Origin of the sequence: Mesorhizobium sp. Root157, assembly GCF_001427385.1 — a bacterium.
Taxonomy (GTDB): domain Bacteria; phylum Pseudomonadota; class Alphaproteobacteria; order Rhizobiales; family Rhizobiaceae; genus Mesorhizobium.
In genome coordinates this window covers 112,928-133,545 of the sequence record NZ_LMGJ01000023.1, presented here as the reverse complement: position 1 = coordinate 133,545, position 20,618 = coordinate 112,928, and the positions used below count along the sequence as shown (strand labels likewise).

19 protein-coding genes are annotated in these 20,618 nt (G+C 63.2%); 16 read left to right on the top strand and 3 right to left on the bottom strand.

The genetic code is table 11. The features are described 5' to 3' along the window. Nucleotides 1–21: 21 nt before the first annotated feature. From ASD64_RS12890 to ASD64_RS12850, 9 genes are all read left to right on the top strand, one after another. Entirely contained in the window at nucleotides 22–1,074 is a 1,053-nt protein-coding gene (locus ASD64_RS12890) for a succinylglutamate desuccinylase/aspartoacylase family protein (RefSeq protein ID WP_056105599.1), read from the top strand. A 208-nt stretch (nucleotides 1,075–1,282) separates the two neighbouring features. Then, the gene (locus ASD64_RS12885; protein ID WP_056105957.1) at nucleotides 1,283–3,472 is read left to right on the top strand and encodes an anthranilate synthase; all 2,190 of its coding nucleotides are present in this window, start codon (nucleotides 1,283–1,285) and stop codon (nucleotides 3,470–3,472) included. 22 nt (nucleotides 3,473–3,494) lie between these two features. Next, nucleotides 3,495–4,403 (top strand): cation diffusion facilitator family transporter, encoded by a 909-nt coding sequence (locus ASD64_RS12880; RefSeq protein WP_056105598.1) that lies wholly within the window; start codon nucleotides 3,495–3,497, stop codon nucleotides 4,401–4,403. A gap of 164 nt (nucleotides 4,404–4,567) precedes the next feature. After that, complete coding sequence (locus tag ASD64_RS12875) at nucleotides 4,568–4,861, top strand: putative quinol monooxygenase (RefSeq protein ID WP_056105597.1); 294 nt, start codon at nucleotides 4,568–4,570, stop codon at nucleotides 4,859–4,861. Between the two features lie 107 nt (nucleotides 4,862–4,968). Further along, complete coding sequence (locus ASD64_RS12870) at nucleotides 4,969–6,054, top strand: AbrB family transcriptional regulator (RefSeq protein WP_056105596.1); 1,086 nt, start codon at nucleotides 4,969–4,971, stop codon at nucleotides 6,052–6,054. 415 nt (nucleotides 6,055–6,469) lie between these two features. Further along, a complete protein-coding gene (gene leuA, locus ASD64_RS12865; protein ID WP_056105595.1) occupies nucleotides 6,470–8,203 on the top strand; it encodes a 2-isopropylmalate synthase in 1,734 nt (577 codons plus the stop codon). Between the two features lie 129 nt (nucleotides 8,204–8,332). After that, nucleotides 8,333–10,039 (top strand): tetratricopeptide repeat protein, encoded by a 1,707-nt coding sequence (locus ASD64_RS12860; RefSeq protein WP_056105594.1) that lies wholly within the window; start codon nucleotides 8,333–8,335, stop codon nucleotides 10,037–10,039. 7 nt (nucleotides 10,040–10,046) lie between these two features. Further along, complete coding sequence (locus tag ASD64_RS12855; protein ID WP_056105593.1) at nucleotides 10,047–10,874, top strand: alpha/beta fold hydrolase; 828 nt, start codon at nucleotides 10,047–10,049, stop codon at nucleotides 10,872–10,874. A 36-nt stretch (nucleotides 10,875–10,910) separates the two neighbouring features. Next, a complete protein-coding gene (locus ASD64_RS12850) occupies nucleotides 10,911–11,528 on the top strand; it encodes a hypothetical protein (RefSeq protein ID WP_056105592.1) in 618 nt (205 codons plus the stop codon). Here the strand turns inward: ASD64_RS12850 and ASD64_RS12845 are convergent. Beyond that, nucleotides 11,518–12,453, bottom strand: coding sequence for a metallophosphoesterase family protein (locus ASD64_RS12845; RefSeq protein ID WP_056105591.1), 936 nt, complete (start codon nucleotides 12,451–12,453; stop codon nucleotides 11,518–11,520). The genes ASD64_RS12850 and ASD64_RS12845 overlap by 11 nt on opposite strands. Nucleotides 12,454–12,519: 66 nt before the next feature. On the opposite strand from ASD64_RS12845, the gene ASD64_RS12840 reads away from it, so the two are divergent. Next, nucleotides 12,520–13,038 carry an NUDIX domain-containing protein gene (locus ASD64_RS12840; protein WP_056105590.1) on the top strand — a complete coding sequence of 173 codons (519 nt, stop codon included), beginning with the start codon at nucleotides 12,520–12,522 and terminating at the stop codon, nucleotides 13,036–13,038. A gap of 2 nt (nucleotides 13,039–13,040) precedes the next feature. Here ASD64_RS12840 and ASD64_RS12835 read toward each other — a convergent pair whose 3' ends face one another. Continuing rightward, entirely contained in the window at nucleotides 13,041–14,030 is a 990-nt protein-coding gene (locus ASD64_RS12835; protein ID WP_056105589.1) for a glutathione S-transferase family protein, read from the bottom strand. A 270-nt stretch (nucleotides 14,031–14,300) separates the two neighbouring features. Between ASD64_RS12835 and ASD64_RS12830 the strand changes: the two genes are divergently transcribed. The 6 genes from ASD64_RS12830 (at nucleotide 14,301) to ASD64_RS12805 (ending at nucleotide 19,160) form a co-directional block, all read left to right on the top strand. Then, entirely contained in the window at nucleotides 14,301–14,819 is a 519-nt protein-coding gene (locus ASD64_RS12830) for a GNAT family N-acetyltransferase (protein ID WP_056105955.1), read from the top strand. Between the two features lie 82 nt (nucleotides 14,820–14,901). After that, nucleotides 14,902–15,663 carry a 3-hydroxyacyl-CoA dehydrogenase gene (locus ASD64_RS12825; protein WP_056105588.1) on the top strand — a complete coding sequence of 254 codons (762 nt, stop codon included), beginning with the start codon at nucleotides 14,902–14,904 and terminating at the stop codon, nucleotides 15,661–15,663. A 42-nt stretch (nucleotides 15,664–15,705) separates the two neighbouring features. Beyond that, nucleotides 15,706–16,902, top strand: a complete 1,197-nt coding sequence (locus ASD64_RS12820; RefSeq protein ID WP_244480789.1) for a CaiB/BaiF CoA transferase family protein — start codon at nucleotides 15,706–15,708, stop codon at nucleotides 16,900–16,902. A 51-nt stretch (nucleotides 16,903–16,953) separates the two neighbouring features. Next, nucleotides 16,954–17,718, top strand: coding sequence for a HugZ family protein (locus tag ASD64_RS12815; protein WP_056105587.1), 765 nt, complete (start codon nucleotides 16,954–16,956; stop codon nucleotides 17,716–17,718). 175 nt (nucleotides 17,719–17,893) lie between these two features. Continuing rightward, nucleotides 17,894–18,229, top strand: a complete 336-nt coding sequence (locus tag ASD64_RS12810; RefSeq protein WP_056105586.1) for an ArsR/SmtB family transcription factor — start codon at nucleotides 17,894–17,896, stop codon at nucleotides 18,227–18,229. Between the two features lie 127 nt (nucleotides 18,230–18,356). Beyond that, entirely contained in the window at nucleotides 18,357–19,160 is an 804-nt protein-coding gene (locus ASD64_RS12805; RefSeq protein ID WP_056105585.1) for a TrmH family RNA methyltransferase, read from the top strand. A 95-nt stretch (nucleotides 19,161–19,255) separates the two neighbouring features. Here the strand turns inward: ASD64_RS12805 and ASD64_RS12800 are convergent, their stop codons facing one another. Further along, nucleotides 19,256–20,485, bottom strand: a complete 1,230-nt coding sequence (locus tag ASD64_RS12800; protein ID WP_413813601.1) for a hypothetical protein — start codon at nucleotides 20,483–20,485, stop codon at nucleotides 19,256–19,258. Between the last annotated feature and the right edge of the window lie 133 nt (nucleotides 20,486–20,618).

Here is a 20,618-nt window from a genome sequence, read left to right as displayed (position 1 = left end):
AAGTATCAATGAAAGCGGACCATGGAAAAATCGATCGAACGCATTGCCGGCGACACCGAAGGCGTGGCGTACGAATTTCCGGTGTTCCGCTTCAAGGGCAGCGACGCCGCCGCACCAAGCGCCTATCTGCAGGCAGCACTCCATGCGGGAGAACTCCCCGGCACCGTCGCCATCGACGCGCTGATGCCGCTGCTTGCCAAGGCTGAAAGCGAGGGGCGCATCCGCGGCGCCATCACGGTCGTGCCATGGGCCAATCCGGTCGGACGCGCGCAATATCATTTCACCGAGCAGCAGGGCCGCTTCCATCTCGCCACCCGCACCAATTTCAACCGCGATTTCCCGTTGATCGACCGGCCGGAGACTGCACTTTTGCCTGACGAGGCCACGCTCGCCACCGTCGACCAGCGGCTCAAGGTTCGCCTGCTGAAGCTCTCCGTCGGCCACGACATCGTGCTCGACCTGCACTGCGACGACGAAAGCGTCGCCTATCTCTACGTGCCGCGCGAATTGTGGCCGGCAATGCAGGATTGCGCAGCGGCGATGGGAGTCGAAGCGGTGCTTTTGTGGGAAGGCGCCAGCGGCGCGGCCTTCGAGGAAGCATCGATCCATCCCCATCTCAGGGGAGACAAGGCCCGGCTCGAAAGGCAGGTCGTGACCACGGTCGAATATCGCGGCGTCGCCGATGTCGATGGCGGATTGGCCAAGGCGGATGCCGAGGGTCTTTACCGCCTGCTGGTCGCGCGCGGCGTGATTGCCGATCCGTCGATCGCTGCGGTCGGCCCGTTCAAGGGCGTGGTCGCGCCGCTGGAAAACATCGATATGATGCCCTCCCCGAAGGCCGGCGCCATTCTCTATCACGTGAAGCCCGGCGATCGCGTCAGCAAGGGCGACCGGCTGGCAACCATCGTCCATGCGCCGGGCGAACCGGACGGAAGGGTGGATGTGGCGGCCCCGCAGGCCGGTTATATCCTGACCCGCCGATCGCACCGTATCACCCGCACCGGCGACGATCTTCTCAAGCTCGTCGGCACCGTGCGCAGCGATGACGCCCGCAGCGGAGCGCTGGAGCCATAGTGTTGCGAATCCGCTTGCCCAGCCTGCCGTTCGTCGCTATGGGAATGCGCATGAACATGCGCTTTTCGAACTCTGCGTGGTGGTGGGCCTGCTGACAGCGGCCTTCTAAGCGCGTGCGCGTGAAAATGGATGGTGGCCGCAACGGATGTCCGGGCGGCCATTTTCGTTTTGAGCCTCCGGGTCCGTGGCAAGCGAACGGGAGACGGCAATGACGGTGGAAATTCTGGACAACGGCGCTGAGCGCTTTGTCACCGCGGGCGGCGTTGCCATTACCCGCCAGCGCCACGACCGGCCTTATGTCGGTGCGATCGAGGCCTATATCGACGCTCTGAATTCGCGGCGCGGCGCAGTGTTTTCATCCAACTACGAATATCCCGGCCGCTATACGCGCTGGGACACCGCCATCATCGACCCGCCGGTGGCGATGTCGGCGCGCGGACGCGCCATGCGCATTGAGGCACTTAACAGACGCGGTGAAATGCTTTTGCCGACCATTGCCAAGGCGGTCGCAGCACTCGCCGACGTGACGGTGAATGAAAGCAGCGCCAAGCTGATTGCACTGGAAGTCGCCAAGCCGGGCCGCGTGTTCACCGAGGAAGAACGCAGCCGCGTGCCGTCGGTGTTCACGGTGCTCAGGGCCATCACGGCGCTTTTCAAGACGGAAGAAGATTCCAACCTCGGCCTCTACGGCGCCTTCGGCTACGATCTCGCCTTCCAGTTCGACCCGGTCGAATACACGCTGGAGCGCAAGCAGAGCCAGCGCGACCTCGTGCTTTACCTGCCTGACGAAATCCTGGTCGTCGATCATTATTCGGCCAAGGCCTGGACCGACCGCTACGACTATTCCGGCCAGGGCTTTTCGACCGAAGGCCTGCCGCGCGAGGCGCGCGAGGAGCCGTTCAAGCCGTCCGACCGCATCCCGCCGCGCGGCGACCACGAGCCCGGCGAATATGCCAGGCTGGTGCGCAGCGCCATGGCCAGTTTCAAGCGCGGCGACCTCTTCGAGGTCGTGCCCGGCCAGATGTTCTACGAGCGCTGCGAAACCGTTCCCTCGGACATCGCGCGGCGGCTCAAGACCATCAATCCCTCGCCCTATTCCTTCTTCATCAATCTCGGCGAGGGCGAATATCTGATCGGCGCATCGCCCGAAATGTTCGTGCGCGTCAATGGGCGGCGTGTCGAGACCTGCCCCATTTCCGGCACCATCAAGCGCGGCGACGACGCCATCGCCGACCATGAGCAGATCCTCAAGCTGCTCAATTCCAAGAAGGACGAGTCGGAACTCACCATGTGCTCGGACGTCGACCGCAACGACAAGAGCCGGGTGTGCGATCCCGGTTCGGTTCGGGTCATCGGCCGGCGCCAGATCGAGATGTATTCGCGCCTGATCCACACCGTCGACCACATCGAGGGCAGGCTGCGCGAAGGCATGGACGCGTTTGACGCCTTCCTGTCGCACGCCTGGGCGGTGACCGTCACCGGCGCGCCGAAGCTGTGGGCCATGCGCTTCATCGAGCAGAACGAGAAATCGCCGCGGGCCTGGTATGGCGGCGCTATCGGCATGGTGCATTTCAACGGCGACCTCAATACGGGCTTGACGCTGCGCACCATCCGCATAAAGGACGGCATTGCCGAGGTACGCGCCGGCGCGACCTTGCTTTTCGATTCCGTCCCCGAGGACGAAGAAGCCGAAACCGAACTGAAAGCATCCGCCATGCTCTCCGCCATCCGCGACGCCAAGGCCGGCAACGCCGCCGCAACCGAACGGGCCACGTCCCGCGTTGGCGAAGGCGTCAACATCCTGCTGGTCGACCATGAGGACTCTTTCGTCCACACGCTGGCCAACTATTTCCGCCAGACCGGCGCCAACGTCTCGACCGTGCGCTCGCCGGTTGCCGAAGAGGTGTTCGACCGGCTGAAGCCCGATCTCGTCGTGCTGTCGCCCGGACCCGGCACGCCGAAGGATTTCGACTGTGCCGCCACGATCAGGAAGGCCAGGCAGCGGCAGTTGCCGATTTTCGGCGTCTGCCTTGGCCTGCAGGCGCTTGCCGAAGCCTATGGCGGCGAACTGCGCCAGCTTTCCGTCCCCATGCACGGCAAGCCCTCGCGCATCCGCGTCTCGAAGCCCGGCATCATCTTTTCCGGCCTGCCCAGCGAAGTGACGGTCGGGCGCTACCATTCGATCTTTGCCGATCCGGCCCGCCTGCCGCAGGAGTTCGAGGTGACCGCCGAGAGCGAGGACGGAACCATCATGGCCTTCGAGCACCGCAACGAACCGGTGGCGGCCGTTCAGTTCCACCCCGAATCGATCATGACGCTCGGTCATGACGCCGGCATGCGCATGATCGAGAACGTCGTCGCGCACCTGCCGCGCAAGACCAAGGAAAAGGCGGCTTAGGTCATAAGGTGAAAGTCGTCTCATGACCTCCAAGGAGAAGATCGCAGCCCTTGCCTTCTGGTCGATCATCGTCGCGTTCGCGGTGATGGGCCTGAAGTTCGTTGCCTGGCGCATGACGGGCTCGGTGGCGCTCTATTCCGATGCACTGGAATCGATCGTCAACGTCATCACGGCAATGGCCGCCTTCTGGGCCATCCGCGTCAGTCACAAGCCGGCCGACCAGGATCACCCCTTCGGCCACCACAAGGCCGAATACTTCTCCGCCGTGCTGGAAGGCGTGCTGATCGTGGTGGCGGCGTTGCTGATCATTGCCCAGGTGTGGCAGTCGCTCCAGGACCCTCAGCCTTTGGAGCAGCCGTGGGAAGGTCTTGCCATCAACGGCGGCGCAGCCGTGGTGAACGCCATCTGGGCCACCATCCTGATCCGGGCCGGCCGCAGCGCCAAGTCCCCGGCGCTGGAGGCGGACGGCAAGCACATCATGACAGACGTCGTCACCTCGGCCGGCGTCATTGCCGGCCTGGTGGGAGCCGTCCTGACCGGTTGGCACGTGCTCGACCCGCTGCTTGCGCTGCTGGTGGCGCTGAACATCCTCTATCAGGGCTGGAAGGTGACCGGCGAATCCCTGAACGGATTGATGGACCGCGGCGTCGATACCGAAGAGCAGATGCATATCCGCGACATCATTTCCGCCAACTCCAAGGGCGCGCTCGAGGTGCACGACCTCAAGACCCGCATCGCGGGCCGGGCCACCTTCATCGAGTTCCACATGGTCGTGGACGCGGACATGACCGTAGGCGAAAGCCATGTCATCTGCGACCGCATCGAAGACGCGTTGAAAGCCGAAGTGCCGTCTGTGCGCGTGACGATCCATGTCGAGCCGGACGACGAGGCCAAGCTGCCCAAGGGCACGGTCGCGGTGCCATTCGCCTGATCCTTGCCGGCCTCCTTGGCCTCCCCGCCCGTTAAGCATTGGAACCGCTCTTCACCAAACGACGCGCTTGCCGATTTCCTGTCGGCGCGCGATCCGCTAAGGTTGCTGCGCCGTAGTCACAAATTCGCATGCAGTTCGCACAATCGAAAGCGCGGGAGAAACGGATGTACGGCCTGATTGGAAAGATGCGTGCCGCACCCGGCAAACGCGACCAGTTGCTCTATATTCTGCTCGAAGGCACCCGCTCCATGCCGGGTTGCCTCAACTACATCATTGCCCGCGACCCCGCCGACACGTCCGCAATCTGGGTGACGGAGGTCTGGACAGACCAGGCCAGCCACAAGGCGTCGCTGGAATTGGCCGAGGTGAAGGAAGCCATCGCCAAAGCCAAGCCGCTCATAGCCGGTTTCGAATTCCAGATAGAAACAGATCCGGCCGGCGGCGTCGGGCTGCCCTGACACCCCCCGTTGACGCCAAGCCAAGGGTTGCGCGTGGCACAATCGATCCCGGCTGTTTGAAAGGCTGCGGGTTCGCGTTTTTACGGCGGGCGGGTTAAGACCGGATCATGGATCAAAGCTCCCCGCCGCAAACGAAAGAGCACCTGGCGCGCGCAAGACCCCCGTCACAATGGGCGTTCATCCTGCTCGTCTCGGCTGTCTTCGTCGGCGGACTGGAACTTGCCGCCCTGCCCGCCGCCTTGCTGATCGGCCCGATGCTTGCCGGGATCGTCGCCGGCACCAATGGTGCGACCGTGCGCGTGCCGCATGCCGCCTTCTGTTCGGCGCAAGCCGTCATCGGCTGCCTCATCGCCGGCTCGATCGCACCCGGAATCTTCGACACACTCTACGCGGAGTGGCCGATTTTCCTTGGAGCCTCGGTGGCCACCGTCGCTGCGTCCAGCTTGCTCGGCTGGCTGATCAGCCGTTGGCACATCCTTCCCGGAACGACCGCCGTATGGGGCTCGTCGCCGGGCGCCGCCACCGCCATGGTGCTGATGGCAGGCGCCTTCGGCGCAGACCAGCGTCTTGTTGCCTTCATGCAATATATGCGGGTCATCTTCGTCTCGGTCGCGGCCGCCATGGTGGCGCGGCTTTGGGTCGACACGTCCGGGGTCGAGATACCGGCCATCGTCTGGTTCCCGGCGATCGAACCAGGTCCGTTTGGCACCACGATTGCCCTCGCCGCCGTGGGAGCGCTGGCCGGCAAGATGCTGAAACTGCCATCGCCCTATTTCCTCGGCACGATGATCCTGGGCACGGTGCTGCACCTGGGTTTCGGCGTCGATTTCCAGCTGCCGCAATGGCTCCTGGCGGCAAGCTATGCCTTGATCGGCTGGGCGATCGGCCTCAATTTCACCCGACCCATCCTGCGCCATGCAACGCGCGCCTTGCCGCAGATCGTCGGCTCGATCCTGATCCTCATGACCTTCTGCGGCGGCCTCGGCTGGGCAATCAGCCATCTGCTCGGCATCGACCCGCTGACCGCTTATCTCGCCACCAGCCCGGGCGGCATGGATTCCATAGCCATCATTTCCGCCGCGGCAAGCAACGTCGACATTTCCTTCGTCATGGCGCTGCAAACAATGCGCTTCCTGATCGTCTTGCTGCTCGGTCCAAGCCTCGCGCGGCTGGTGGCCCGGCTGGTCAAGTGAATGCCGGCGCACGACACTTGCCTCGCATCCATCGCTCCTGTAAGAGACAGGCATCATGAATATGCGCCGCGCATCGACTGCACCCCGTCCGACCGGATTCTCCGGCGAGACGTTGCGCGCGCTATCCTCTGCCCTGCTGCTTCTCGGCCTTATCGGCGATCGCCGGGCCCGCTGAAGGAGCGCCCGGCGGTCGTTAGCCGCCGTTTGGCACCATGCTCCTTGGCAAGTCATATACAGCAACTGAATTTTAAAAGCGCCGTTCGGCTATCGTGGCCGCCCTGAGCATCCAACCGAAAAACGGAATCCGGTTTCCGGTTTACTTTGGTGCTCAATCAAGGTGTTAGAGTGTCCTCCATGCGTCGGTTCGGACGCATGACACTCTGGGGCAGGCAGGCAAGCGGCGGGAGACAGGACGATGAACGCACGAGAAGAAATCCACCCGCAGTCCCACAAGGGCATGCCGGATGCCCCACGCAAATACCAACCTTACCCGACAGTCGGCCTCACCGACCGGACCTGGCCGTCAAAGGTCATCGAAAAGGCGCCGATCTGGTGCTCCGTCGATCTGCGCGACGGCAATCAGGCGCTCATCGACCCGATGGGACACGACCGCAAGGCGCGCATGTTTCAACTCCTGCTCGACATGGGTTTCAAGGAAATCGAGGTCGGCTTCCCCTCGGCTTCGCAGACCGATTTCGACTTCGCGCGCTGGTGCATCGAGGAAGGCAACGTCCCGTCGGACGTTTCGTTGCAGGTGCTTGTCCAGTGCCGGCCCGAACTCATCAGCCGCACTTTCGAATCGCTGCAGGGGGCGACGCGGCCAATCGTGCATTTCTACAACTCGACCAGCGAGTTGCAGCGGCGCGTGGTGTTTGAAAAGGACGTGCACGGCATCAAGAGGATCGCCACCGACGCGGCCAAGATGATCACCGACATGGCCGCAAAGGCCGCCAAGGGGCCGGGACATTCCGGCTATCGCTTCCAGTATTCGCCGGAGAGCTTCACCGGCACCGAACTCGAAGTCGCGCTTGAAATCTGCAACGCGGTCACCGAGATCGTCAAGCCGACGCCGGACAACAAGCTCATCGTCAACCTGCCGTCCACGGTGGAGATGTCGACGCCCAACATCTATGCCGACCGTATCGAGTGGATGATCCGGCACCTCGACAATCGCGAAAACCTCATCATTTCGCTGCATCCGCACAACGACCGCGGCACCGGCATCGCCACGACCGAACTCGGCCTGATGGCGGGCGCCGACCGCGTGGAAGGCACGCTGTTCGGCAATGGCGAGCGCACCGGCAACGTCGACATCGTCACGCTGGCGCTCAACATGTACACGCAAGGCGTCGATCCAGAACTCGACTGCTCGGATATTCCGCGCATGAAGGACGTCTACGAATATTCGAACCAGCTCAAGATACCGGAGCGCCATCCTTACGTTGGCGAACTGGTCTATACGGCTTTCTCCGGCTCGCACCAGGACGCCATCAACAAGGGCATGAAGGCCCTGAAGAAGGCCAACAAGGAACTCTGGGAAGTGCCTTACCTGCCGATCGACCCACAGGACGTCGGCCGCAGCTACGAGGCGATCATCCGCATCAACTCGCAGTCCGGCAAGGGCGGCATCGCTTACGTGCTGCAGGCCGACTACGGCCTCAACCTGCCCCGCAACCTGCAGATCGAGTTCAGCCAAGACATCCAGGCGATCACCGACGCCGAAGGCAAGGAAGTGTCGGTAAAGCGCATCTACGATCGCTTCCTGGAGGCCTATGTCGACCAGCCTCGCGCCCGTTTTAAATTCGTCGATCACCACACCTATCCGGACACCGCAGCGAAAGGCCGGCGACTTGTCGAGGCGACGGTGCTCGACAACGGCAAGGAAGTGAAGATTTCCGGCAGCGGAACCGGCCCCATCGACGGTTTCGTCGATGCGTTGTCACGCCATATCGGCGTGCCGATGTCGGTTCTGGATTATTCCGAGCATTCCATGCAGCGCGGCTCGAACGCAGCCGCCATTTCCTACATGGAGATGGAGTATCCGGGCGGGAAGATTTTCGGCGCGGGCATCAACACCAATATTTCCGCGGCATCGCTCGAGGCGATCGTATCGGCTGCCAACCGAATCCTCGGCAAAAAGGCCGGTTGACGGCACACTACACTGGTTCGCGGAAACTGTCCCGCGAACCAGTCCTGTACCAAAGCAGGGCTGCTTGTTTAGTGACATAAGCTATATATGATTGCTTTCTAACTCGTGCCGACTTGAGAGGTCCGACACTTGCAGCACCATCCGCCTGCCGCCCCCGCAGTGCGCGAAACGCTGAAGCGGCTGCTCGTCAGCGAAACCTTCAGCAGATCGGAACGCGCGAGGGATCTGCTTCAGTACCTGGTCGAGCGCGAACAGGCCGGCGAAGCCGACCGCCTGAAGGGCTTCTCCATCGCTGTCGACGTTTTCGGCAAGGACGCAGAGTTCGATCCATCGACCGATGCCGTGGTGCGTGTGCAGGCAGGGCGATTGCGCGATCTGCTGAAGCAGTATTTTGCCACCGAGGGCGCCTCGGAGCCGATCCGCATCACCATTCCGCGCGGAAGCTATGTGCCCGCCTACGAAGAGATGGGCGCAACGAAGGCAGGATGGAGGAACGCACAGGGCCGCGCGGGCGGCACTGGCGCGTTGCCCTTCCCGTCGCTTGCATGGCAAATGGCATTCATGTGGCTGGCGATCGGCATCGTCGTTGCAACGCTGGGTTTTGTCCTGTTGCGGCAGGTCGATATGCTGTCGACGACCGCCGAGGCAACGACCACCAGCTTCGACACCCCCGCCACCACAAGCAGCATAGAAGACAACGACACGGACGCCCTTCCGGTGATCTACATCTCGGCCAGGGAAGGCACGCCCGAGGTCGCCGCGGTCGCGGCTTCGTTGCGCAGGGGCCTTTCGGGCTTCGATACGGTGGACTTCATCGGCCGCGACGTCGAGGAGGACTCGAATTCGCAGCAAGCGGCCTTGAGCTTCATCTTCCGGGTGATTCCCGGTTCGACGGCGGGCAGCGTCACAATCGAATTGCAGAATCTCGGAAGCGGGCGGATGCTTCTGTCACGCACCCTCGATCAGGCCGAAATCCAGCCGCAGAATATCGAAGACCAGATTGCGGGCCTGCTTACCACGACGATAACCGCCTCGGGCTCGGTCTACAGCTATGTCGAGCAGGCTGGCACCCAGACCGGACTGACGCGCTGCCTGCTTTTGAACGACGACTACTACCAGGACCCCAACGCCCGGACCCACGAAAACGCCTATCGCTGTTTTGAGCAACTTCTGGCGTTGAACGCGAAGTCGGCGCTTGTCTACTCGGAGCTTTCAGCCTTGCATCTCGAGGCGGTGACCGACCGGTATGCCTACCCGGCGGACGCCTCGCGCGACAAGGCGATGGCCATGGCTCATCGGGCGATACAAATGGCCGCCAACAGCCCTTATGCCCACCGCGCCTACGGCTACATGAATTCTCGTCTGGGCAATGCGGAGGAATCGATCCGCTGGATGCGCAAGGCCTACGAGATAAACCCCTACGACCTCACCATGGCCGCCGCCTACGGATATGGCCTGATCTTTGCCGGCCAGTATCAGGACGGCACGCCGATCATGGCACGCGCCGTCGAGGCAACGAGCGCGCACCCGCCTTGGTGGGATTTCGGCCTCTTTCTCGGTGAGTTCATGCTGGGGGACATGAAAGGGGCCGTGCGCGCCACGGCAGCGCTCAATCCGACGACGAAAAAATCCCACTATCTGGCTGCAAGGCTGATCGCGGCTGACTGGATGGGCGATGTGCGTATCAAGAAGGAACGGCTCAACGAACTGATGACGGATTTCCCCGGCTTTGCTGCCAACCCTCGCAAGACCTTCGAGCAGCGCAAATACCCCGCCGATCTTACCGACCGCCTCGTGGAAGCACTGCGTGCGGCGGGGCTGGGCAGTTCGAGTTGAGCTTCGCATGAGCAGTCCGCTTTTCGCATCCGACATTGACGCCTCGGGCGGGGCTAGCGGCGCATCGACCCTGGTGTTCCTGCATGGCTTCGGTGCGAGCCACGCGGCCTGGAACGGGATCGTTTCGAGCTTTGCCGACCGAGCGCGTACCATTGCCTATGACCTGCCGGGGCATGGCCATTCGCTGGCCTTTCCCGATGCAGGGCCGCCGAAGCTGGCCGCGCGGGCGATCCTCGCCGACCTGGCTGAGCGAGGTATCGACAGGGTGCATGTGGTCGGTCACTCGATGGGGGGCGCGATTGCTGTCCTCATCGGATTGATGGCAGCCGAACGCGTTGCCTCGCTGACTTTGCTGGCGCCGGGCGGCTTCGGCCCCGAAATCAACGCACCGCTGTTGCGCCGCTACGGCGCGGCGGTCGAGGGTGACGAAATTCGGGCCTGCCTCGCCGCGATGTCGGGACCTCAAGCTGCGATCGCGGACGACACCGTCAGCTTCTATGCCGACACGCGCCGGCAACGGGGCCAGAGCGAAAAGCTTTGCGAGATTGCCGCACTGATCACCAAGGGCGAGCGGCAAGGCGAAATCCCGCGCGACCTGATCGCCACTTTGCCCATGCCGGTCGCGGTGATGTGGGGAACCGGCGATCCGGTTCTTCCGCAAGGCCAGGCGCAAGGCCTGCCGCCGCATTTCACCGTCCGGATCGTGCCGGGAGCCGGCCATATGCTGATGGCGGAAGCACTGGCCGATGTCGTGGCCCTGATCCGGTCACAGGTCGAAGCTACACGGCCTGACTCCACGACTTGCCGACCTGATGTTTTTCACAACCCGTTATGATAATTTCCGGTTAACCAACCGCGAGACCTGTGTGCAATGAAGGATGCCAGCGAAAACCTCATGTCGAGCGAGGCATCGAGCGCCCTGTCCGACGCCATACGCGAGGTCAAGAACGGCTTTGCCGACCGCGACGATGTCGTCGTCGACATGCGCGAAGCCCACCGAATGCGCCTCGAACTGATGGCGGCGGAGCTGGCGCCGGTGTTCGCCGAGGCACCTTCGGACATGGACAATTTCGATTTTGCCATCTCGTCCGGATTGCAGCCCCGGCTGTGGATCGATGCCGTCAGCCACGTCGCCATGGGGCGCGATCGCCGCACGTTCCGCTTTGTCAGGGACACGCGCCTCGGGCGCGTGGTGCTGGCCGAATCCACCGACATGAAAACGGTCGCCGCCCAGGTAACCCGCTATATTGCCGAGCGTATCGTCGAGCACGAGCGTATGAAGGACGGCGACGAGGTGGAGATAGCGGCGGGTTTCGGAGCGCGGGCGGGTTCGAAGGTGGAGTCCGTGCTGGAAGCCGCTCCCCGAAACAAGCTTCTGTCGGCGCTTCTGACCGGTCTCGCCATCATTGCAGCCGGAGCATTGGTGGGACTGATTTTCGCGCTGGTTCTCTTCTGGGATCGCATCGTGGCGATGAAGGTCACGTTCTGACCAGAGGGCCCTGAGTTTCGGAAGCCTTCGTCAGGTCGATCGCCTGAACATCGGCGGGCGGGATCGCCGGGCCGGTCAGCCCGCGGCGGGTCAGGCTGATCTGCCAATTTCCCGCCTCGCCGCCGATATCGATCAGATTGTATTGCGCCGCTGGATGCGAGCCGCCCGGCGACTGGCCTGCCGCCGCCACGCCGACCACCGGAATGCGCGCGCTGCCGCTACCGATGAAATAGAGCGACGGCTCGTGGGAATGGCCGTGCAGGACAAGTTCGGCGCCATGGCGCGCGACCACCTTCTGGAAGCGGCGGATGCCGAACAGGCGCTTGTGCTGGGAGACGGCTGCGCGCACGGGCGGATGATGGATCATCACCACCCGAAACAGCCCGCGCTTTGCGGTTTCGGCGAGCAGTTCGCCAAGCCGTTCGGCCTGCCCCTCGCGGAAAAAGCCGTTGGCCATGAAGGGGGCGGTCGCCCGTGCCGTCGACACGCCGATAAGGGCGATGTTGCCACGCACGCGCAGATAGGGAAAGCTGTTGCGGTCGATCGGGTGGCTGATGCCGTCGCCGTTCATCCATGCCGCCCACGACCGGCAGGCCTTGCCGAACGCGCCCGGTACATACGCGTCGTGATTGCCCGGAACGACGGAGACATCCTGCGGCGAACCCAGCGTCTCCAGCCACGACCTCGCCATTTCGATCTCGCCATCCAGCGCAAGGTTGACCAGATCGCCGGTGACCGCGATGTGATCCGGCGCCTGTGCCTTGAGATCGGCGACGATCGTGTCGATGACGGCATCGTGCATGTGACGGCGCCGGTTGCGCTGCCAGTTGATGTAGCCAACCACCCGCTTGGAGGCGAGATCGCGATAGGATACATCGGGCAACGGCCCCAGATGGACATCCGACATGTGCGCGAGCCTGAACATGGCTTCACTCTTACGGGAGGCGCGCGCCGCTTTCCACCTCCGGCATCGCTACGGTTGGAAATTCTCATGAACGACATCGCCCCCCTGAATGACATCGACCAGGAGAAGGCCTTTCGCCAAACCGGCTGGCCGGGGGTCAGGGCCAGGCTGTTCCACATGTTCTTCCTCGTCAGGCGGCCGATGACGCTGGGCGTGCGGGGACTTGTCTTCGACCGCGCCGAACGAAGCGTGTTCCTGATCCGCCACACCTATGTGCCCGGCTGGCAATTGCCGGGCGGCGGCGTCGAGCTGGGTGAAACGATGGAATACGCGCTGCGGCGCGAACTGTCGGAAGAGGGCAACATTTCCATTGCCGCTACCCCCGTACTGAAATCAATGCACTTCAACCGGCAAGCCAGCCGCCGCGATCATGTCGGCCTCTATCTTGTCGAACACTTTGCCCAGTCCGCACCGAAGCTGCCGGACCGCGAAATCGCCGAAGCCGGCTTCTTCAGGCTCGACGATTTGCCCGGTGCCACGACGCCCGCAACGCGGCGCAGGCTTGCCGAGACATTCGACGGAGCCGCGCCCTCGCCCTATTGGTAAGCTCAGGCTGCCTTCAGCAACCTTGCCCGGTCATGCGGCATCGAATGGTCGATCTCCGGGCCGACCGGCACGATCCCGGTCGGGTTGATGGTCTTGTGGCTGCCGTAATAGTGCCCCTTGATATGGTCGAGATTGACCGTCCCGGCCACGCCCGGCACCTGGTAGAGTTCGCGAACATAGTTCGACAGGTTCGGATAGTCGGCGATGCGCTTCAGGTTGCACTTGAAGTGGCCGACATAGACCGGATCGAAGCGCACCAGCGTCGTGAACAGCCGCCAGTCGGCCTCGGTGATGCGGTTGCCGACAAGGTAGCGCTGTCTTCCCAGCCGCTCCTCCAGCCCGTCAAGCGCAGCGAACAGTTCGTTGACCGCCTCTTCATACGCCTCCTGCGTGGTCGCGAAGCCGGCACGATAGACGCCGTTGTTGATCGCCGGATAGACCAGCGCGTTGATATCGTCGATCTGGCCTCTCAGCGCCTCGGGATACAAGTCGACGCTGGCATCGCCCCATTCGCCGAAGGCGGAATTCAACATGCGGATGATCTCGGACGACTCGTTGGAGACGATGGTCTCGTCCTTCTTGTCCCACAGCACCGGCACCGTCACCCTACCCGAATAGGCCGGATCGGCCTTGGTGTAGATCTGGTGGAGGAAGTCGAGCCCGTAAACCGTGTCGCCGGTTGCGCCGTCTTCGGCGCGGAACGTCCAGCCGTCCGGGCCCATGTAGGGATGCACGACGGAAACCGAAATGATGCCTTCCAGCTTCTTCAGCGCCCGGAAGATCAGCGTACGGTGCGCCCACGGACAGGCGAGAGATACATAAAGATGATAGCGCCCCGGCTCGGCCTTGAAGCCGCGCTTGCGCCCCTGCCCCGGTGTCCCGTCTGCGGTGACCCAGTCGCGCCACTGCGCCTGCGAACGTTCGAACCTGCCGCCGCTTGCCTTGGTGTCATACCAACGGTCCTGCCACTTGCCGTCAACCAATAAACCCATGATGCGTCCTTTCCGTCTTTGTCTCCTATGTAGGGTGGAAAGTGCCGACCGTGGACCCGCTGAAGCTGAACAGTCCGTCAAACGGACATGCAAGGCGCCAAAAGGCCGATTGCAGCGGTCTGAAATTGATGCTAGCGGGAATTCCGATGTTGGACTTCTTTGCAACCATCCGGTTTGACCGACGACGAAAGGACGCCCGCGCCTGAAGCGCTGACTGGCGACCGCTGCCCTATGCAGCACCCTTTCCTTGCACACCGGAATGCAAAGACCATGAGCCTTGCCGACGTCACTTACCTGCCGGAGACCCCGGCGCACGACCCTGAAATCGACGTGATCAACGAAGAAGCCTTCGGGCCGGGGCGTTTCGCGCGCGCCGCCTACAAGATCCGCGAAGGCGGCCCGCACGAGCGCGCCCTTTCCTTCGTCGCCATGGACGGCGGCAAGGTCATCGCATCGGTGCGCATGACGCGCATTGCCGCCGGCAAGGGCCGCGCCCTGATGCTCGGACCTCTGGCGGTGCGGCCTGCCTACAAGAACCTCGGCATCGGCCGCAAGCTGGTGGCGATGGCGTTGGAGGCTGCGACCAAGGCCGCGTCGCCTGCGGTGTTGCTGGTCGGCGACGAGCCTTACTATGGCCCGCTCGGCTTCAAGAAGATCCCGCGTGGACAGATCTCGATGCCGCGGCCCGTCGATCTCGAGCGGCTGCTTGCGCATGAAATCGCCGCCGGGTCCGTGGCAAAACTCGCCGGTGAGGTCTGCCACGCCGACCAGTTCGCCGTTCCTGCCTGACAAGTGACGACTTTCGGCGCGGTTGCGCAGCTTGGCGGGGCTTCGTATAGCTTGAAGTAATTCCAGCAAGGCGGAGACTGCCATGAACCCGAACGGCCAGATTGCAATCGTGACGGGGGGCGGATCGGGGCTTGGCGAAGCGACGGCGAGAGCCCTCGCCGCCAAGGGCGCGCGCGTGGCGATTTTCGACGTCGGCATCGACCGCGCCGAAAAGGTTGCAGCCGACATCGGCGGCGTCGCCGTCAAGTGCGATGTCAGCAGCGCCGAGGCCGGCGTGGCGGCGATTGCCGAAGCCACTGCAAAGCTTGGCCCGGCCCGCATCCTCGTCAACTGCGCAGGCATCGCCATCGGCGTGAAGACCGTCGGCAAGGACGGCCCGCACCCGCTTGACCAGTACCGCCGGGTGATCGAGATCAACCTGATCGGCACCTTCAACATGATCCGCCTGTTCGCCGACCAGGCAGGCAAGCTCGAACCCCTCGAAGGCGGCGAGCGCGGCATCATCGTCAACACGGCGTCCGTCGCCGCTTATGACGGCCAGATCGGCCAGGTTGCCTACTCCTCGTCAAAGGGCGGCATCGTCGGCATGACGCTGCCGGTGGCACGCGACCTCGCCCGCTCCGGCATTCGGGTCTGCACCATCGCGCCCGGTATCTTCAAGACACCGATGATGGCCGGCATGCCGCAGGACGTGCAGGATTCGCTGGGTGCCGCGGTGCCCTTCCCGCCACGGCTCGGCGAGCCGTCGGAATATGCGGCACTTGCCCTGCACATTGTCGAAAACCAGATGCTGAACGGCGAGACCATCCGCCTCGACGGCGCCATCCGCATGGCGCCGAAATAAAGCATGTCTCCCGAAAGTGGAAACCGGTTTCGGGACCAGGACATGCGTGAAATGAACCCGGCGATGGACGCCGACGCCGCACCACTGTCGAAGGCCGGCCCTCTGGCCGGAATGACGGTGGTCGAGATGGCCGGCTTGGGGCCGGTGCCGCTGGCGGGCCTCATGCTCTCCGAAATGGGTGCCGATGTCGTACGCATCGAGCGCATCAACACGGATCGGGCCTTCCTGCAACTGCCCGACGACTTTAACCTCGATCGGCATGGCCGCTCGATCCTGAGGCTCGACCTCAAGCACCCTCATGGCACGGAGTTGGTGTTGCGCCTCGTCGAGAAGGCGGATGTGCTGGTCGAAGGCTTCCGGCCCGGCGTCATGGAGCGGTTGGGGCTCGGTCCCGACAATGCGCTGGCCCGCAATCCGGCCCTCGTCTACGGCCGCATGACCGGCTTTGGCCAGGATGGGCCGCTTGCTGGCCGCGCCGGCCACGACATCACCTATCTAGCGCTGTCAGGCGTTCTTCACGCGATCGGCGCCAAGGGGCAAAAGCCGTTGCCGCCGCTCAATCTTGTCGCCGACTATGCCGGCGGAACCATGATGCTCGTCACCGGCGTGCTGGCGGCGCTTCTCCAGCGGGCGAAATCCGGGAAAGGCCAGGTGATCGACGCGGCGATGGTCGAGGGCGCTTCGATGCTCGCCGCCCCTATTCATGCCTTCATGGCGGCCGGCTTGTGGAACGAGACACGCGGCGACAATTTGCTCGATTCCGGTGCCCCGTTCTACGACACTTACGAAACCGGCGATGCCCGCCATATTGCCGTGGGCTGCCTCGAACCTCATTTCTTCGCAGAGTTCGCAAGGCTGCTCCCGCTCGACGCGCGTTTCGTCGGCGGTCAGTACGACAAGGAGTTGTGGCCGCAGATGCGCGCAGAGATTGCCGCGAAAGTCCGGCAAAAGACGCGTGATCAGTGGGCGGAGATTTTCGATGCCACCGACGCCTGCGTGGCCCCGGTGCTTTCGCTGGCGGAAGCAAGGCGGCATCCGCACAACGTCGCGCGCCAGGCCTTCGTCAAGGCAGGCCGGCTCGACCGCCCCGCCCCGTCGCCGCGCTTTTCCCGGTCGCCGACTTTCGCTGCCGCACCGCCGGATGAGCGCGCACCCGCTCCATCTGTCATACTCGCCCGCTTAGGCATTGCCGAAAGCGAAGCCGAGGCTCTTGTCAAATCCGGTATTGTTGGCCAATAACTGGACAATAATTATCATCTTATAGGAGTTGGTATTTTGGAAGAGCGGAAGATGGAGGTCATCCGGCCGACGGATGCCGAGGCGATCCGCCTGGCCAAGACGTTGCTGAGAGGCGCCCGCTTCGGCGCCGTGGCCGTGCTCGAGCCGCAAACCGGTGTTCCGCTCGCCAGCCGGGTCGGCGTCGCGACCGACATCGACGGCACGCCGCTGATCCTGATCTCCGGCCTGTCGGCGCATACGCAGGCGATCGCTGCCGATCCGCGCTGTTCGCTGCTGGTCGGCGAGCCTGGCAAGGGCGACGCACTGGCCTACCCGCGCTTGACGCTGGTATGCCGGGCAAAGCGACTGGAGCGTGGCACGACTGACAGTGACCGCGCCAAACGCCGCTACCTGAACCGCAATCCGAAAGCAAAACTCTACGCCGATCTCGGAGATTTCGCCTTCTTCCGCCTTGAAATCGAGCGCGCCAGCCTGAACGGCGGCTTCGGCAAGGCATTTCTGCTCACCCGCAGCGACTTGATCGTCGACGCCGCGATCAACGACGAACTGGCGGCGAGCGAACAATCAGCGCTCGACCACATGAACGAAGAGCATCTCGATGCGATTTCGGTCTACGCCAGCCATTTCGCCAAGGCTTCGGGCGGCAACTGGACCCTGTCGGGCTTCGATGCCGACGGCATGGACCTGGTGGCGGGCGACGAGACGCGGCGCGTATTTTTCCCAAACCCGTTGAAGTCTGCGCAGGACCTGCGGCCAATCCTGGTTGAAATGGCCAAGGCAGGGCGCGTATCGCAGGACCGGATCGGCAAATCCTGACCAGCACCAGCGGCTTTTTTGCGCAACTGTAGATATGCCTTGAGATTTACCCGGAATGCCTTAGTTTCCAAGGACTGCAAAAGCGCTGCGCAAGCAGCGCCCGGATTTGAATGCCACTACCCCCGCGCCATCTGCCCCCGTGGCGTTGTGGGTTTTTGTAGCGGAACGGGGGCCTATGGACACGACAAACTCATTCGCGAGTGCTGATGCTGCCGCTTTCCTCACTTTGATGGGGAATGAAAAGCGCTTGGCCATTATGAACAACCTGATCGACGCGGAACTGTCGGTCGGCTCCATCGCCGACAAGGTCGAGTTGAGCCAGTCCGCGCTTTCCCAGCATCTCGCCAAGCTGCGCGCATTCGATCTCGTCCAGACCAGGCGCGACCGTCAGACGATCTACTATTCGTGCCGATCTGACGCCGTCCGCAGGCTGCTATCTTTGATCGGACAGCTTTTCGGCGAGGAGGAAAAAGAAATGCCTCCAGCCCGCTTGCGCAGCACGGGCACTTGACCGCGGGCCCGGTCGCGCCTTTATCCCACGGGGATTGGAATGTACGTCCGAAGGGCGCACTTGTTTGAGCAGCGGATCTGAAAACCGGTTATCGCCGTTCGATCCGATGCCCTGATCCGGGGAGAAAATGGAGCTTGTCCGCATCGATGACCCGCTGGATCCGCGGGTCGCAGCCTATCTCGACATCCGCGAGCGCGACCTTGTCGGAAGGCAGGGCCGCTTCGTTGCGGAAGGCAAGGTCGTGCTGGATGTGCTTTTGACCGCGCGGCGGTTTGAAACCGAATCCATACTGGTTCTGGAAAACCGCCTTGCCGGCCTTGAGCATATCCTCGCAAAAGCCCCCGCCGGCGTTCCGGTCTACGTGGCGTCCGGCGAGACGATGGACCGCATCGCCGGTTTCCACATGCACCGGGGCATTCTGGCCATCGGCCGCAAGGGCACGCCGGAAAACGCCGGCGCACTGGTCAAGACGCTGGACGCCGAAGCGCTCGTCGTCGTGCTCGTCGGCATCGCCAACCACGACAATGTCGGCTCGATCTTCCGCAATGCGGCCGCTTTCGGCGCGGCGGCAATCCTGCTCGACACGACCAGTTGCGACCCGCTCTACCGCAAGGCCATCCGCGTCTCGGTGGGGGCGGCGCTCAAGGTGCCGTTCGCAGCCTTCGGCGATACGGCCGAGTTGGCCGGAATGCTCGACCGCGATGGCTTTGCGCAGCTTGCCCTGTCGCCGGCCGGCCGGACGGATATCCGCGATGTCGAACGAAACGGGCGCCTGGCCTTGTATCTCGGCAGCGAAGGCGAAGGATTGCCGCAGACGCTGCTTTCGCGCCTGACCACGGCCCGCATCGCCATGGCGCGGGATTTCGATTCCTTGAATGTCGCTGCCGCCTCGGCCATTGCGTTGCACCACTTTTCAGCCGGCAGATTCTAGAGAACCGGACTGAAAAGTGGAACCCGGCTTTCTGAAAATCAAAAGCTAAAACAAATAGATAGGTCGCCACTACGCATCCGTCAGGATGCACGGCGTCAGCCGGTAGGGATTGCCTTCTGCAATGCCCGCACACGATCCGCCAGGCTCGAAATATGGCCCCTGCCGCCGCTCGCCGCCTGCCGGTTCTCATCCATGGCCAACGCCGTGGCGATCGGTGAGGCCGGTCCGTCGAGCAGCGCGGTCAGATACACCACCTCGGCTGCCAGGTCGGTCATCTGCTCGCGTAGATCAACGCTTTCTTGGCCATTGTCGTTGCTGCCGCCGTTGAGCGATGCTCCTCCAGCAGGATCGCCCTTCGCGTTGCAGGTTTCGCTGGCCAGCCTCACCAGGCGCTCTTCCAGCCGCTCGCGATGGGCATTGACCTTTGCTGCGATCTTGTCGATCTCGCCTTCCAGCTGCGGCAGAACACCGTTGCGGGGCGCGCCGATATCCACCTGAAGCGCCGGCAAAGAACTCTTTGCCGCCTCCAGACCGCGACTTGCGGTGGAATTGCCGCCCTTGAGCTTCTCCCGCAGCGTGGCGAGTTCCTTTTCCCGGCGCTCCAGCTTTTCCTCGCGGTCGGCAACGACACCGAGAAGCCGCTCGATCCTCTTGTCCAGGTCGGCAACCCGTTTCTGCTCGCCCTTCAACGCCTCACGCGCAGTCCCGCTTTCGGCAATAATCTCCCGATTGCGAGCGTCCATCTCCTTGCGCTGATTGCGCAGGTTCAGCATATCGCCCGCAAGCGTCTCCAGTTCGGATTCGCGCGCCACCAGTTCGATCTGGCGGTTGCTGGAAAGGAAGCTGGCCTCGTCATACATCTGGCCGAGCTTTTCCAACTCGCCCGCACGCTGCTCGACCAGTTTCTCGGCCTCTGCCAGATTTGCCACCAGTTGCCCGATTTTCTGATCGCGCTGGCCAATCTCGGCATCAAGGGCGGCAATCCTGCCTTCCAATGCGGCGGCCACCTCGTTCTGGCGGCTGCCGTCGGACTGGGCGGCCTTCAGTTTCTCGCCGAGACGGCCCATCTCCACGGCCTGCCCGGCCGTCTTGTCCTGTAACGCCGCGACGGTCATTTCCAGTCGCCGCGCCGCCATGGCGAATTCGGCCCGCAACTGGTCCTTGTCGGCCCGGATCTCGGACTGGGTGAGCGGCATCGAGCCTTCGATGCGCCGCCGCGTCAGCGTCACCGCCCGGCGCCAGATGGCCGGCGCGACCAGCAGCGCCAGGAATGCGGCGCACAGGAAACCGAGCACGAAAAACAGGATCGACTGGACCACGACCATTTACCCGTTGCGGTTGAGCCATCTGCGGCGGCAGTCACCATCGCATGACGCAAATCCGGAGCGACGGCAAGAGCCGATCGCTCCGGTCAAGGCGTTTTTGAAGCGGGCGGCTGACTAAAACGCGCCACTTTCA